We start from the raw sequence: 12,834 nt of genomic DNA on the forward strand, positions 1-12,834 counted from the left end.
CCGAAGGACCTTGGAGAACCCGGCCCACCGCGCCGGGCCCCCACCATGCCCACCGACCGACACCGCTCCAAACGACCCCGCTCATCCAGCCATCAACCTCAACTGAAACGGCGAGGCTAACCGAACATGTTGATCCAGTTGTCGCCGGGGGGCGGGACGAAGTAGTACCCGCCGCCGGTGGTCAGCAGATACTTGGCCATGGCTTCGCCCGCCAGCCGCTTCTGCACCGCCTCGAACCCCTTGGCCAGATCGCGCTGGAAGCACGAGAAGACGAGGCCGGTGTCGCCGTCGCCCCGGTCGTAGCTGTAGCTGCGCCGTACGAGCGGCGGCGGATCGCGGCGGTCGGGCGCGGCAAGCCGTACATGCGAGTCGAGCGGGGTGAGCCGGCCCTTGGGGTCGGCCGCGAAGTTCGGCTCCTCGTCCGTGGGCGCCCCGTCGAGCCACCGCCCGTCGCGGCGGCGCCCGATGATCCGCTCCTGCTCGGGTATGGAGTCCTTGTCCCACAGCTCGGTCGCGAGCCGGATGATCCGTACAACCTGATAACTCCCGCCCACGGCCCACTCCGGCTCGCCCTGACCGGCCCGTACGAGGGCGCGATCCGCGGTCTCCCGGTCACCGGCGGGATTCCCGAACCCCTCGGTGAAGTGGAAGGGATTACGGGCCAGCCCGCGGCCGTCCTCTTCCCGGTTCGCGGCCCGGAACCCCTCGATCCGCCACCGCTCCCGCCACCCCGGAACGGCGGGCAACAACCGCTCGAACGCCGCCCGCACATCGTCGGCCCGGTCCCCCGCCACCTCTACGAGCACATCGCCGTGCGACCGCGTCGGATCCAGCAGATCGCCGGGGAAGGACGGCATGTCGACGAGCTGCCGGGGCAGCGTCCCACCGCCCTCGAAGGCCCCGGCCCCCAGCCCCACCCCCACGGCGAGACCGGGCCCTTCCAGAGCACGCACACCGCTCACCAACTCCCGCAACGCGCCCCCCGATCCACCCCCGCCCGCCACGCGGTCCAGCGCGACCATCGCAACCCGACCCCCCGGCCGAACACCCCGCAACTGCGCCGGCGTCGACGCTCCCGGCCCCCCGCCCGGACTCTCGTCACCGGCATCACCACTCTCGGCACCGGCCCGCACGCCATAGACGACGGCGCCCCCCACTGCGAGCCCGGCCGCCGATGAAGCGAGCAGCAACGATCTTCGTCTCACCACGAGAGTTCTCCCCCTGGGCAGAATGCAGCGCACCGAACAACGGAAGCGGGAACATGGCGCCGAACCCGACACCGCCCCCGCGCTGATGGCCCCCCTCAAAACCGGCCGCCCCGCACTCTACGACCTGCCACACCCCGAAGCCCGGCCACACCTACCACCAGCCACGCCGCCGCATCCCTCCTGCTGGAGCAGGGCATCGAACTCGTCGCATTCAAGGACCTGTTGAGCCGAGCCCACGGCGTCACCGCCGGCGTCCACGCCCACGTCCGACTCCGCCGCAAGCGCCAAGCCATCGACACCCTCGGCGAGGCCCTCGGCCAGGGCGACGACGACCCCGACGCCCCGCCCACCGCAGCCGTCGTCCGCTGACATTGCCGTCACCGTTGCCGTCAGACGCTCCAGAGGCCGCACCGGAAACAAATCCGGTGGGGCCTCGACTGGATTACCGGAGGGGGTTTCCGTCAGTGACCATCAAGCATCTCCTCGACTACAGCCTTGATGGCTTCCAGCGTCCCGTCATCCACTGCGAGTGGCGCCGCGAGCGTTTCGACCCAGTGACGCATTTCGACTGCGGTTAGATTTCGCCAATGCGGATGCAGAGCAGCCCTTCTCGCAATGAGCCGCCATCGATGCTGGTGCTGCGAGAGTCGATACCAGTCAGCCTGTTTCTGCGCTCGCCCCGGCGTTGAGCTCGAACGCAATCCAGAGATCAGACCTTCGCGAAGGTGATTCAGCGCCGACGCATAGACCGGACTTCCATTGAGCACGTCCGCGTCATCAGAAAGCTCAAACTTGAGCTCCATACCGGCACGGAGCAGCACCTCCATCTGGGCAAAGTTGTCGAACTCGACCAGCTCTGACATCAGAAGGGGTTCCTTCTATGGAAGAGGACATTCCCCGCTGGGATCTCCAATGAGCCTCTCGTAATCAGCTCATTTGGCTGAGATCCCGGACCAAGTTCGACGCCTTCAGGCATCCGGAAGGCGAACATATAGTCAGCCTTTCCGGCATACATTGGGTTTCCGATGAAGATGTTCTGCTCGATCTCTGCCGGGCTTCCAATTTCCTGGGTCACATGGACCTTTCCGGCGGAGGCACCAATCCTGAGACTGCCATCATCGGCCAAAATCCCACTATGCCCTCCCTCGCTCGTGTAATGGAAGTAAACGTTGTCGTCGAGATTATCGACAACGTTCCCGACATCATGGGTCGCCGCGTTACCGCAGTTGTGAACGAGGACCGGCGTAGCCCCTGCCAGCGCATAGTACGTGTGCTACGCGGCCCCTCTCTATCTGCGTATTCGCAGATCAGCGGAGGTTTCGGGTTCCGCTGGTGTCCGTGGTTGTGCGCGGGAATCCGTGGGTGTTGCCGTCGCTACTGCCGTCAGGTGGCGCGGGCTGCGCGGTCGTACTGCCGCTGGCGCGGTGTCGTTGGCGCAGGGGACTTTACTGCCATGCGCCGGGCTCGGCACGAAGAACGGTGCGGGTGGTCTGCTCGTACAGCTCGTGGCCGGTGGCGGCGCAGTGTCCGGCGATCCAGTGGGTCAGCTCGTCCGGGGTGTGGAGGGTGCCGGAGGTGGCGCCGCAGTTGTGTTCCTCGCCGGTGACGCAGACCGCCGCGAAGACCGGCAGGGCCAGGGGGTCGGGGACGGCGGTCACGCGGTACTCGCGGAATCGGTAACGCCCACGGACGGCGCTGCGGACCGGTGCGTCGCTGTTCGTGGGGTCAGGCATCGCCGTCGGCCTCTTCCTCCTCCGGATCCGGGAGACGCCGCCCGCGCGAGTCGGCGACCCGGAGCGCGTCGGCCAGGGCCTCGGTCAACCGGCAGGCCAGCCAGCGGTATTCGGTGGCTGACAGGATCTTTGCGCCGGGGGCTGTGGCGTCTCGGGCGTACTCAAGGAGCTCCTTGCCCATGCCGAGCTGTACCGACTCGATGTTGTCGGCGAGGGTGGAGAGGTAGCCGCGGCCGTCGGTGCTGAGGTAGCAGGGCTTTCCGTCGGGGGTGGTCCACGGCAGCAGGCGCGGGCCGGTGAGTCCTGCTGCCGCGTCGTGGAGATCCCTGCGGCGCATGCGGTCTGCGGCGCTCCTGGGCTGGTTCATCGTGTACCCCTGGGCCTGGGTCGCTGATAGGGACATGAAGACCGTAGGTACTGACCAACCGTCACCCCAGGTATGCATCACGACAGTTGGTGACACCTGGTGCGGAAAGTGTTGCGCTGCGTGGCAGTTAGCCGACGACGCCCAGGTGGTCGGCCATCTCGCGCATGTCGGCGGTGAGGGTGCGCTTGCGCTTCTTGAGGATCTCCTGCATCGTCTCGGCGGCCATCCGCTGGTGCCGCAGCCATTCAGGGGAGGCGTGGCGGACTCCGGCCAGCTCGTCCATGGCGGTGGTCAGGTCGCCGGTGCGGGCGTGGGCGCGGGCCACATCGAGCCGGTGGCGGTTCCAGTTGTCGTCGCTCGGCCTGCCAGTGTGCTTCCACGCCTTGGACGACATGGCGTCCTCGCTGGACTTGCGGACAACGGTGCGGGCGTCACCCAGGACCATGGCGTCCTCGACGCCTTTCATGCCGACGGTGAGCGGTCCGAAGGTGGTCCAGTGCCGGAAGAACGATCCGGCGTGCTCCCGGCCCACGGCGGCGGCTGCGGTGGCGGCCACCCGGTGGTAGTGGCGGGCTTCCTGGGGGCGGTTGTTGCGGCCTGCGGCTGCTGCGGCGCGCAGGGCGAGCCATCCCCAGGCGGCGCATTCGTCCGGTGTTGCGCGGGAGAGCCGGGGCTCGATCACGTCGGCGGTCTGGGCGGCGAGTTGTTCGGCTTCGTCCAGGCGGCCCTGGCGCAGTAGGAGCCAGCACATGCCGATGACGCCGGAGGCCGCGGTGAGGGTGTCTCCGGTGCGGCGGGCGTCGGTGATCGCGTGGGACAGGGCGGTGTAGGCGAGATCGTACTGCCGTACCTGGGTCAGGTAGCGGCCGGCCAGTTGCATCGCCTCGGCACGGGCCAGGAGCGCCTGGTGGTGTTCTTCGCCGTGGTCGAAGTAGGCAACTGCGGTGTTGGCGTCGCGCAGGAGGGCGGGCAGTTGGGAGGCGACGCTTCGGTAGCTGTCGGAGTGGTAGAGCACGGCCCCGTCGTGGACGGTACGGCGGAAGCGCCGCAGGTTCGGCTCATCTTCGGCCCTCTCGCCCTCCGTCTCGGCCAGTCCCACGGGTGGGGTGAGGGCGGCGCGGAGCTGGATCAGGTTGACCCGGTTCGGATCTTCTCCCCGTCCGACGGGCTGTGGGGCGTCCGGAGCCAGCAGGGTCGCAGTGGTCACGTGCAGTGCACGGGCCAGGGTGTGCAGGGTCTCTATGCGGACGGTGCCGCCCTGCTCGACCTTGCGCACGGTGCCCGGTGATACGCCTGCGGCGTGGGCCAGTTCCTCCTGGCTCAGCCCCGCGCGGCGCCGGTATTTGCGGACGTTGTCGGCCAGCTCCGTAGTCATCAACTCACCACCTCCCACCCCACGGTACGCCCGGAGCACAGGCGGCGGGCCGGGCTCCGGCAGGATCACGGCCTGAGCGGGAGGGGGTCCCTCGTCGGTCGGGCAGCTTTGCCGTGCCAGGGTTCGCCGGGGGCCGCCAAGGCTCACCTCGTGACGCGTGCGCTCGGCCTTGGCGGCCCCCGGGGGTTCCTGGTACGCCTCCGGTGACCGGGCGGCGAGGGACCCCCTCCCGCGACCCCGAACCCCACACCACGACAAAGCCGCACCCGACACCCACGCCCCACCCCCCTCGGAGGGAGGGCCGGGGTCTGGGGCGGAGCCCCTGGAAGGGTTCGTTGTGCTGGCTGTTGCGCGCCCGGTCCGGCGGGGTCGTCGGCGAGCGGGGCGGAGACAGGAGCGGGCGGCGGCCCCGCAGGGCCGGAGCGCGCGCGGGCCGCGCCAGCGGACCGCCTTGATCAAGTAAAGAAACTCTGAACAGCTCACCCACCGATCGAGCTGCTGGGCCGAGGGTCAGGGCCGCTGTTGCCGGCGTTTCTTCGATTCGGCCAGTGCGGTCTTCAGCTTCTCGCTCGGCGACACGCTCGGATCGGCTTCGTCGTCGTGGAGGGGTGGCAGGAACAGGCCGCGGCGGCTCTTCTCCCGCTTGACCTTGCGTCGCTCGCCGTAAAGCCGCTGATGCTCCTCCCGGACAGCGACCCATCGTTGGTCCAGCTCCACTTCTCGCGCCAACAGCTCCTCGTCGCTGAGGTCGGCGAACTCGATGGCGGCTGCGCTCGCCTCGCGGGCGATCTCATCGCGCAGCAGGTAGTTCGTGATGGTCCCGTGGTGCTTGCCTGGCTCTGGTTCCTGGCGGACGAAGACGCCGCGTCCCTTGACCGCGTACACCAGCCCTTCCTGCTTGAGGCGTCGGTAGGCGTTCTGCGCGGTGGAGTTGGCGACTTTGAACCGCTCTTGGATCTCCCGGGCGGGAGGGAGCTGGGAGCCCGGAGGGTAGGTGCCTTCCACGATTTCCCGGCGGAGGATGTCGGCGACCTGGGCGTACGGCGGTCGTGGATCGCCGTTGTAGATGACGTCGACCGGCCAGTCCGGCCTCTCTGCGTCGGTGGCCTCATGATCGCTATCGGGCTCTTCGGTGCTCCCGCCGGCGGAGTCGCTGACGTAGCTGCCTCGACCGAGCTGGGAGTAGACCAGCCCTTCCCGCTTCAGCACACGCAAGGCGTTCTGGACGGTGGAGCTGGAGACACCGAACCGATCGCACAGCACGTTGGCCGAGGGCAGCCGCTCACCGGGGCGGAACTCGCCGTTCAGGATCGCGTCCCGCAGCGCCTCGGCTGCCTGGAGGTACGGCGGCCGGGAGTCCTCGTCCAAGGGCAGGGTCATGCCCCCACGGTATCGCCAGCAGACCGTAGCGCTACAGGCACATCTCCGGGTTCCCCACCTGACCGCCTACCAACCTGATCGAGTTAATGACCTAATCGACCTTGCAAGTTGAGCGATTACCTCCCTATGCTCCTCGTGAGCCGATCAAGCGGCTCCACCGAACAAGGGGCGTGATGGCATGGCCATGACTCGTATCCGTGTTGCTCTGCTGCCGTCGGCGGTCTGCATCGCGGGCACCGAACCGACGCTGAAGATCAAGGACCAGCAGACCGGGGAGGTCGCCACCGACCGGGACACCGGGGCGTCGCTGTACACGGTGACCGTGATGCTCATGGAGGACGGCCGCGCCGAGGTCCTGAAGATTACCGTCCCGGAGACCGGCCTGGCGGCCGGGCTGAAGCCGGGTGCGATGGTGCGGCCGGTCGAGCTGTTCGCGACCCCGTGGGCGCGGATCTTCAACGGGCAGCTCTCCGACGGTGTCGCCTACCGGGCCGCCCGTCTGGAGCTGGTGACGGTGGAGGCGGCCCAGTGATCCGCTTCGAAAGCCCCGCTTCGGAGCGGGAGTTGTACCCGCTCCGGTCCCTGCCGGGGACCGAGGGCAAGGCTACGTTCGCCGTCTCGGCCGCCGTGCTCGATCTGCTCGCCCTGAGCCCGGAGCAGGCGGCCCGTCTGGACCTGGTCCACGTGCTCCGCCTGATACGCGAAGAGGGGGCCTGACATGGACGCCGTGACGGGATACGCGCCGGATGCACTGCTGGTGTCGGTCGTGCTGGCGGGCACGTGGTTGCTGTGGACGGTGGTGCGCTACGTGCGGGCCGACCGGGGCACGCGGGTCAGCATGCGGCAGGCCGTGCGGGTCCGCTGGGGCTGGGTGCGCCTCGCGCGGATGGCGGGGCTGACGGTCACCGACAAGACCCCGAGCCTGCTCGCGCAGATCACCGCTCAGAAGGACGGTGCGGTCCCCGCGCCTCGGGTGCTGACTCCGAAGATCAAGGTCAAGCCCGACCAGTTCGGGGTGATCGTCCGGGCGCGCACGCTGCCGCAGGTCGGGCTGGAGGAGTACCAGAAGTCGGCACGGTTCCTGGCGGACGCCTGGAAGTGCACGCGGGTCTCCGTCTTGCCGGACGGCCCCGGCAAGGTGGTGATCCGGGGCGTGCGCTCCGACCCGCTGACCACGCCGACCACCCACCGGCCCACTGGTCTGCCGCTCACGGACCTGACGCACTGGGAGCTGGGGGTGGACGAGTTCGCCGCCCAGGTGTCCGTGTCCCTGGCCAACGTGCCCGGGGTGACGGTGGCCGGCGTTCCGGGTGCGGGCAAGACCTCGGGGGTCAACAAGTTCGTCTGCGACTTCGCGCCCTCCGCTGCTGTGCAGATCGCGACGGCGGACGGGAAGGTGTCGCGGGCCTTGGAGGGCGACTACGCGGATCTGGTCAAGCGGATGTTCGCGTTTTGCGGTGACGACCTCGATGAAGCGAACGCGCTGTTCAAACGCCTGGTGGAGCTGCGCAAGCGGCGTTCCGCGAGCATCCGGGACGTGCTGGGTGTGAAGAATATGTGGCATGTCGGCCCTTCTCCGGAGTGGCCGCTCACGGTTCTGATCATCGATGAGGCGCACACGTTCTTCCGCGAGTACAAGGGCGGCGACGCCGAGACGAAACGTTTGGCTGCGCTGACGGCGGAGAATGCCCGGCTGGTGGAGGACCTGGTCAAGAAGGGCCGCAGTGCCGGCATCCTGGTGATCCTGATCAGCCAGAAGACCACCGGCGACGCCATCCCCACCTTCATCCGTGACGTGTGCCCCATCGGGCTGTCCTTCGCGCAGAAGACCGTGGAAGCCGCGGTGGCCGCACTCGGCGACGACATCCGCAACTGGCCCGACGCCAGCCCGGTCACCTTGCAAGACCCCGCCTACGTCGGCGTCGCAGTGATGGCCATGCAAGGCCGCCCCGGCTACACCCGCATCCGCACCCCCTACGTCTCCGACGCCGACGCCGCCCGCGTCGCCGAGGACACCTCGCACCTGACCACCGACCCGGACCTGTGCCTGGACGCTCTCCTCCACTCGACCGGCCGGACCACGGCAGCACCCCAGGCCCCGCGCACCAAGTAGTCCCGAAGAGCCCACGTCAGAAAGGAGGTTGATCGCATGGCGGAGGAACGGTTCACCCGGCGCACCGTGACCGTGGTCATGGCGGTCATCGCGGCCCTGGCCTTCGTCTTCTCCTTCGGCAACGTCTGGGCGCTCGCCCTGCGCCTCGGCGTCCCCCGCCCGATCGCGCCGCTGATCGCGCCCATGGTGGACCTGTCCGTCGTCGGACTCCTGGTCGCCCTGCGCTTCCTCGCCCTGCGCGGCGTTCCCAAGCGTGAGCTGAAGGCCGGTACCCGGCTGCTGCACCTGTGCGGCCTGCTCACCCTCGCCCTGAACACCGCCGAACCCCTGCTGACCGGACGCTACGGACGGGCCTGCCTGGACACCGTCGCCCCGCTCCTGCTCCTCGGCTGGGGCCACGTCGGCCCCGCCTTCCTCGCCCACTTCCACACCGCCGCACACCTGGACGACGCCAACACAGCTACCCCAGCCCCCGCACCCATCGCTCAGCCGATGCCCACCTCGGCGGGCGCTCCCGAGACGGCTGCCCCGGCCCCTGAGACAGTCCTCGCCACGACAGCTACGCCGCCTCCGGCCGAAGTGCCTACCGTGATCAAGGTTTCCACCTCCGCCCCCGCCCCGGCCGTCGCCAAGGCGCCTGCCACCGGCTCCCGCCCGGCCCTGCCCGCCGCACTGCTGAGTGCGGCCCGGCGCATCGCGGACACCCACCACGCCGAGCACGGAACACCAGTCACCGCCGCCCAGCTCGCAAGCCGCATGGGCGTCGCCATGCCGGTGGCCACCGCCGCCCTCGCTCAGCTCTGAGCCACCCCGGCCACCGGCCGGATCACCCTCCCTGAAATCCACGCCCACCCAACGGGCCTGGTTCGTCATGCCCCGAGCAGCCCAACACGCCCACAGTTATGGCCGGTTGTCGCTCGGGGCGATCCACCCCGACAGAAGGGACACGCCCCGAATGGTCACCCTGGACCTGCGCCACGTGGCAAGCCCCGCCGTGCGGGACCTGCTCCACCTCGTCAACCACCCCGACTTCGACCGCGCACAGCAGCAGATCGAACGCCTCGGCGGCTGCACCGAACCCGTACGCCTGACCGGCCACACCACCACCCTCGACACCACGACCGGCGAGATCCTGCGCTCCTACACCACGTCCGAGGAACCCACGGGCAGTCTGCTCACCGCGTGCGGCAACCGTCGCGCATCGCGCTGCCCGGCCTGCTCCCGCATCTATGCCGCCGACACCTACCACCTCATCCGCGCGGGCCTGTCCGGCGGCAAGACCGTGCCCGACACCGTCCGCACCCACCCCCGCGTCTTCGCCACCCTCACCGCGCCCTCCTTCGGCCCCGTCCACAACCGCCCCACCACCCTGGGCGGCGATGTCCGGACCTGTCGCTGCCGCCAGCTCCACGACCCCACGGACGCCCTGCTGGGCACGCCGCTGAATCCGGCGACGTACGACTACACGGGGGCGGTCCTGTTTAACGCCCACGCCTCCGCGCTGTGGGCCCGCTTCACCACCTACCTGCGCCGTGAGCTCGCCGTTCGGCTCGGCATGACCCAGAAGGCCGCCCACGCCGTGCTGCGAGTCTCCTTCGCCAAGGTCGCCGAGTACCAAAAGCGCGGCCTGGTCCACTTCCACGCCGTCATCCGCCTCGACGGCCCCGACGGCAACACCACGCCTCCACCCCCGTCTGCCACCGTCGCTGTACTCGCGGACGCCATCCGGGCCGCAGCCCTCCGTGTCCGAGTGGCCGTCGCGTCGGACGCGATCGGGGAGCGCGAACTCACCTGGGGCACACAGCTCGACGTGCGCGAGATCGCCTCCTTCGGCACCGACGCCGAACTCACCGACCAGGTCGTGGCCGCCTACGTGGCCAAGTACGCCACCAAGTCCGCCGACGCCTCCGGCACCCTCGACCGCGCCCTGTTCTGTCGCCCCTGCCAGGGACGCGGCGCCACCCTCCTGTCCCACGGCACCCCGCTCCCGTGCACCGCCTGCGGCGGCACCGGGCAGGCACGCCGGCTGCCCCGGCTCGCCGTCGCCCGGCACGTGCGGCAGATGATCCGTACCTGTTGGGAGCTGGGCAGCCTGCCGGAGTTCGCCGACCTCAAGCTCTGGAAGTGGGCGCACATGCTCGGCTTCCGCGGCCACTTCTCCACCAAATCCCGCCGCTACTCCACCACCCTCGGCGCGCTGCGCGAGGCCCGCCGCGCCTGGCGCACCGAACAGGCCCGCGCCCACGCCGACCTGCCCGAGCCCAATCCGACGACCACGCTCGTCGTCGGTCACTGGGACTACCTCGGCTCGGGCTACAGCCCCGGCGCGGCCCTCCTCGCGGCAGACGTCTGGTACCGCAGGGAACTGGAACGGCAGTTCACGGCCGAAGGGGGCTGCTGATGACCTCGCCCCCGCCCACCGTCCTCCGCACGGAGGCGGCCCCGGCCCTGGAGTTGCTGACGGTCCCCCAGGTCATGGCTCGTCTCCAACTCGGCCGCTCCGCCGTCTACGACCTGCTCCGTTCCGGCCAGCTCGCCTCGATCGCCCTCGGCCGCGCCCGCCGCATCCCCACCCACGCCCTCACCGACTTCATCCACACCCGCCTCGAACAGGAAGCCGCCTGATGACCACACCCCAAGACACCCCCGCCCCCTCGCGCCTCAGCCGCGCCAACGGCGACGGAACCGTCTACCAACGCAAGGACGGACGCTGGGAAGCAGGCGGGTACGTCCTGGCTCCTGGCAACACCCGCCGCCGCGTCCGCGTCTACGGCACCACCCGCAAAGACGCGCTGGCCAAGCTCACCGAGAAGATCGCCAACAGCAATCGCGGCGTCCCCGCGCCCTCCGCGCAGGGCAGCCTCGGCGCATACCTGACGTACTGGCTGGAGGCCGTTGCCGTCCACCACCTCCGCGAGAACACCCACACCCGCTACACCGCCTGCGTGAACAACTACCTCATCCCCGGCTTGGGCAAGAAGAAGCTCGCCAAGCTCACCGCCAAGGACGTCCGCACCTGGCTCAACCAGCTCCGCACCACCTGCCAGTGCTGTGCCCGCAGCATCGACGCCGGCCGCGATCAACCCCGTTGCTGCGCCACCGGAACATGCTGCTCCAAGCGGCTCTCCCCGCTGACGCTGACCTACATCCACTCCGTCCTCAAGTCCGCCCTGGAACACGCCGTGCGCGAGGAGGAAATCCCACGCAACGTCGCCCGCAACGTCCGCACCGGCACGCCTCGGCCCCGACGCTTCGAACCCCTCACCGCTGAAGAAGCCCGCCAGTTCCTCGCCGCCGCGAACGAACACCGGCTGCACGCCCTGTTCGAACTCGCTCTCCACACCGGGCTCCGCAAGGGTGAACTCCTCGGTCTCCGCTGGGAAGATCTCAACCTCGACCGGGGCACCGCTGCTATCCGCCGAACGTTGCAGCGCACCAACACAGGCGGCCTCACCGCTTTGCCCACCAAGACTCGGGCCTCCGAGCGCCGCATCGCCCTCCCCGACCGCTGCCTCCAGTCGCTGAAGCTCCACCACGAAGAGCAGCAGCGCGACCGTGACACGGCGGGTGCCGAGTGGCAGCACAACGGGTACGTGTTCACCACGCAGCAGGGAAGAGCGATCGACCCGACCAACCTCACCCGTGCCTTCACCACACTCCTCAGCAAGGCCGACCTCCGCCGCATCCGCTTCCACGACCTCCGGCACTCCACCGCCACCCTGCTCCTGGAACAGGGCGTCGAACTCGTCGTGATCAAGGAACTTCTCGGCCACGCCCACATCGGAGTCACCGCCACCGTCTACGCCCACGTGCGACTCCGCTTCCAGCGCCAGGCCATAGACACCCTCGGCACCGCCCTTGACGTCCCTGCCAACGACGAGTCGACCCGCGACAGCGGCGATGACCCGCCGCTGTGCGGAGCCACCGTCCGCTGACGTTGCCGTCAACTACTGCCGTCACCCCACACGCAACCCCCGCCAGGACGCATCCGGCGGGGGTTCGAGTTTGCTAATGCCATTCACCACGAGGGCCGCGGGATGGGTATCACTCACCCAGCAACCAATGTGCGAGTGGCACAACCTCAGATGGTTCAGAATTGGTCACATTCGACCTTTCGAGACAAAACCATGAACTACGTCGATCCGGATGAGAAGGTAACAATGGGGCCATCTTCGGAACCGATAACCCGAACATCGAAACTCCGGTGAGGAAATTCTGCAAACAACGCAGCACCCCACGTTTTTGCAACACATGCGGCAAAGAAATCCTGCGCCCGCCAGTCCTCTTCGACATCATCCGAATCGACAATCTGCCAGACTCGCAGCTGATTCAGTGTCGCCTCAATTTTTCGAATGTCACCGGAGAGGCTCTCGCGCCAGGCTTTAAAATTCGATTCTTCGTATGCACGATCCCACAGCACACACCCCTCCACTTCGACGAAACGCGGCCAGAAGATCCGGGAAAATGCCACCATCATTCCTAGATCGCCATGACCTTTCACATAATCTAGGTAATCAACTCCCCCTCCCCATTCCTCCACCCAGGACTTAATCCCGGGGTAATCCATCGGGTCATTCACGGATAGCTCCTCGCGTCACTTGCATAGGGGGTCAGTCATTCGAGCCACCCAGAGAGATGGTGGCAAACCCACAGAGATT

The 12,834-nt window shown here is 68.4% G+C and carries 16 protein-coding genes; 8 read left to right on the forward strand and 8 right to left on the reverse strand.

The features are described from left to right. Nucleotides 1-116 precede the first annotated feature (116 nt). Complete coding sequence (locus tag ACIRQP_RS08515; RefSeq protein WP_403885416.1) at nt 117-1,022, reverse strand: Dyp-type peroxidase; 906 nt, start codon at nt 1,020-1,022, stop codon at nt 117-119. A 408-nt stretch (nt 1,023-1,430) separates the two neighbouring features. Here ACIRQP_RS08515 and ACIRQP_RS08520 point away from each other — a divergent pair, with 408 nt between their 5' ends. After that, nucleotides 1,431-1,577 (forward strand): integrase, encoded by a 147-nt coding sequence (locus tag ACIRQP_RS08520; RefSeq protein ID WP_403885419.1) that lies wholly within the window; start codon nt 1,431-1,433, stop codon nt 1,575-1,577. 92 nt (nt 1,578-1,669) lie between these two features. Here ACIRQP_RS08520 and ACIRQP_RS08525 read toward each other — a convergent pair whose 3' ends face one another. From ACIRQP_RS08525 to ACIRQP_RS08550, 6 genes are all read right to left on the reverse strand, one after another. Continuing rightward, on the reverse strand, nt 1,670-2,071 hold the full coding sequence (locus ACIRQP_RS08525) for a hypothetical protein (RefSeq protein WP_403885421.1): 402 nt from the start codon (nt 2,069-2,071) through the stop codon (nt 1,670-1,672). Beyond that, the gene (locus ACIRQP_RS08530) at nt 2,071-2,334 is read right to left on the reverse strand and encodes a hypothetical protein (RefSeq protein WP_403885424.1); all 264 of its coding nucleotides are present in this window, start codon (nt 2,332-2,334) and stop codon (nt 2,071-2,073) included. The genes ACIRQP_RS08525 and ACIRQP_RS08530 overlap by 1 nt, the downstream gene beginning before the upstream one ends. A gap of 319 nt (nt 2,335-2,653) precedes the next feature. Continuing rightward, entirely contained in the window at nt 2,654-2,941 is a 288-nt protein-coding gene (locus ACIRQP_RS08535; protein WP_403885427.1) for a hypothetical protein, read from the reverse strand. Continuing rightward, nucleotides 2,934-3,344: a hypothetical protein gene (locus ACIRQP_RS08540; RefSeq protein ID WP_403885430.1), complete on the reverse strand. Its 411-nt coding sequence runs from the start codon at nt 3,342-3,344 to the stop codon at nt 2,934-2,936. The genes ACIRQP_RS08535 and ACIRQP_RS08540 overlap by 8 nt, the downstream gene beginning before the upstream one ends. Before the next feature lie 91 nt (nt 3,345-3,435). Further along, nucleotides 3,436-4,683 (reverse strand): helix-turn-helix domain-containing protein, encoded by a 1,248-nt coding sequence (locus ACIRQP_RS08545; protein ID WP_403885433.1) that lies wholly within the window; start codon nt 4,681-4,683, stop codon nt 3,436-3,438. A gap of 510 nt (nt 4,684-5,193) precedes the next feature. Next, entirely contained in the window at nt 5,194-6,063 is an 870-nt protein-coding gene (locus ACIRQP_RS08550) for a GntR family transcriptional regulator (protein WP_403885436.1), read from the reverse strand. A 178-nt stretch (nt 6,064-6,241) separates the two neighbouring features. Between ACIRQP_RS08550 and ACIRQP_RS08555 the strand changes: the two genes are divergently transcribed. The 7 genes from ACIRQP_RS08555 (at nt 6,242) to ACIRQP_RS08585 (ending at nt 12,111) form a co-directional block, all read left to right on the forward strand. After that, nucleotides 6,242-6,595 (forward strand): hypothetical protein, encoded by a 354-nt coding sequence (locus ACIRQP_RS08555; protein WP_403885439.1) that lies wholly within the window; start codon nt 6,242-6,244, stop codon nt 6,593-6,595. After that, the gene (locus tag ACIRQP_RS08560) at nt 6,592-6,780 is read left to right on the forward strand and encodes a hypothetical protein (RefSeq protein WP_403885442.1); all 189 of its coding nucleotides are present in this window, start codon (nt 6,592-6,594) and stop codon (nt 6,778-6,780) included. Before ACIRQP_RS08555 ends, ACIRQP_RS08560 begins: the two co-directional genes overlap by 4 nt. 1 nt (nt 6,781) lies before the next feature. Next, nucleotides 6,782-8,176 (forward strand): cell division protein FtsK, encoded by a 1,395-nt coding sequence (locus tag ACIRQP_RS08565; protein ID WP_403885445.1) that lies wholly within the window; start codon nt 6,782-6,784, stop codon nt 8,174-8,176. A 36-nt stretch (nt 8,177-8,212) separates the two neighbouring features. Beyond that, the gene (locus ACIRQP_RS08570) at nt 8,213-8,980 is read left to right on the forward strand and encodes a DUF2637 domain-containing protein (RefSeq protein WP_403885448.1); all 768 of its coding nucleotides are present in this window, start codon (nt 8,213-8,215) and stop codon (nt 8,978-8,980) included. 151 nt (nt 8,981-9,131) lie between these two features. Next, nucleotides 9,132-10,577 (forward strand): replication initiator, encoded by a 1,446-nt coding sequence (locus ACIRQP_RS08575; protein ID WP_403885451.1) that lies wholly within the window; start codon nt 9,132-9,134, stop codon nt 10,575-10,577. Beyond that, the gene (locus tag ACIRQP_RS08580) at nt 10,577-10,801 is read left to right on the forward strand and encodes a helix-turn-helix domain-containing protein (protein WP_403885454.1); all 225 of its coding nucleotides are present in this window, start codon (nt 10,577-10,579) and stop codon (nt 10,799-10,801) included. Before ACIRQP_RS08575 ends, ACIRQP_RS08580 begins: the two co-directional genes overlap by 1 nt. Then, on the forward strand, nt 10,801-12,111 hold the full coding sequence (locus ACIRQP_RS08585; protein WP_403885457.1) for a tyrosine-type recombinase/integrase: 1,311 nt from the start codon (nt 10,801-10,803) through the stop codon (nt 12,109-12,111). The genes ACIRQP_RS08580 and ACIRQP_RS08585 overlap by 1 nt, the downstream gene beginning before the upstream one ends. Before the next feature lie 197 nt (nt 12,112-12,308). On the opposite strand, the gene ACIRQP_RS08590 is transcribed toward ACIRQP_RS08585, so the two are convergent. Then, nucleotides 12,309-12,755, reverse strand: a complete 447-nt coding sequence (locus tag ACIRQP_RS08590; protein ID WP_403885460.1) for a hypothetical protein — start codon at nt 12,753-12,755, stop codon at nt 12,309-12,311. Between the last annotated feature and the right edge of the window lie 79 nt (nt 12,756-12,834).

Origin of the sequence: Streptomyces sp. NPDC102274 (assembly GCF_044766385.1) — a bacterium.
In the GTDB taxonomy this organism is placed as follows: domain Bacteria; phylum Actinomycetota; class Actinomycetes; order Streptomycetales; family Streptomycetaceae; genus Streptomyces.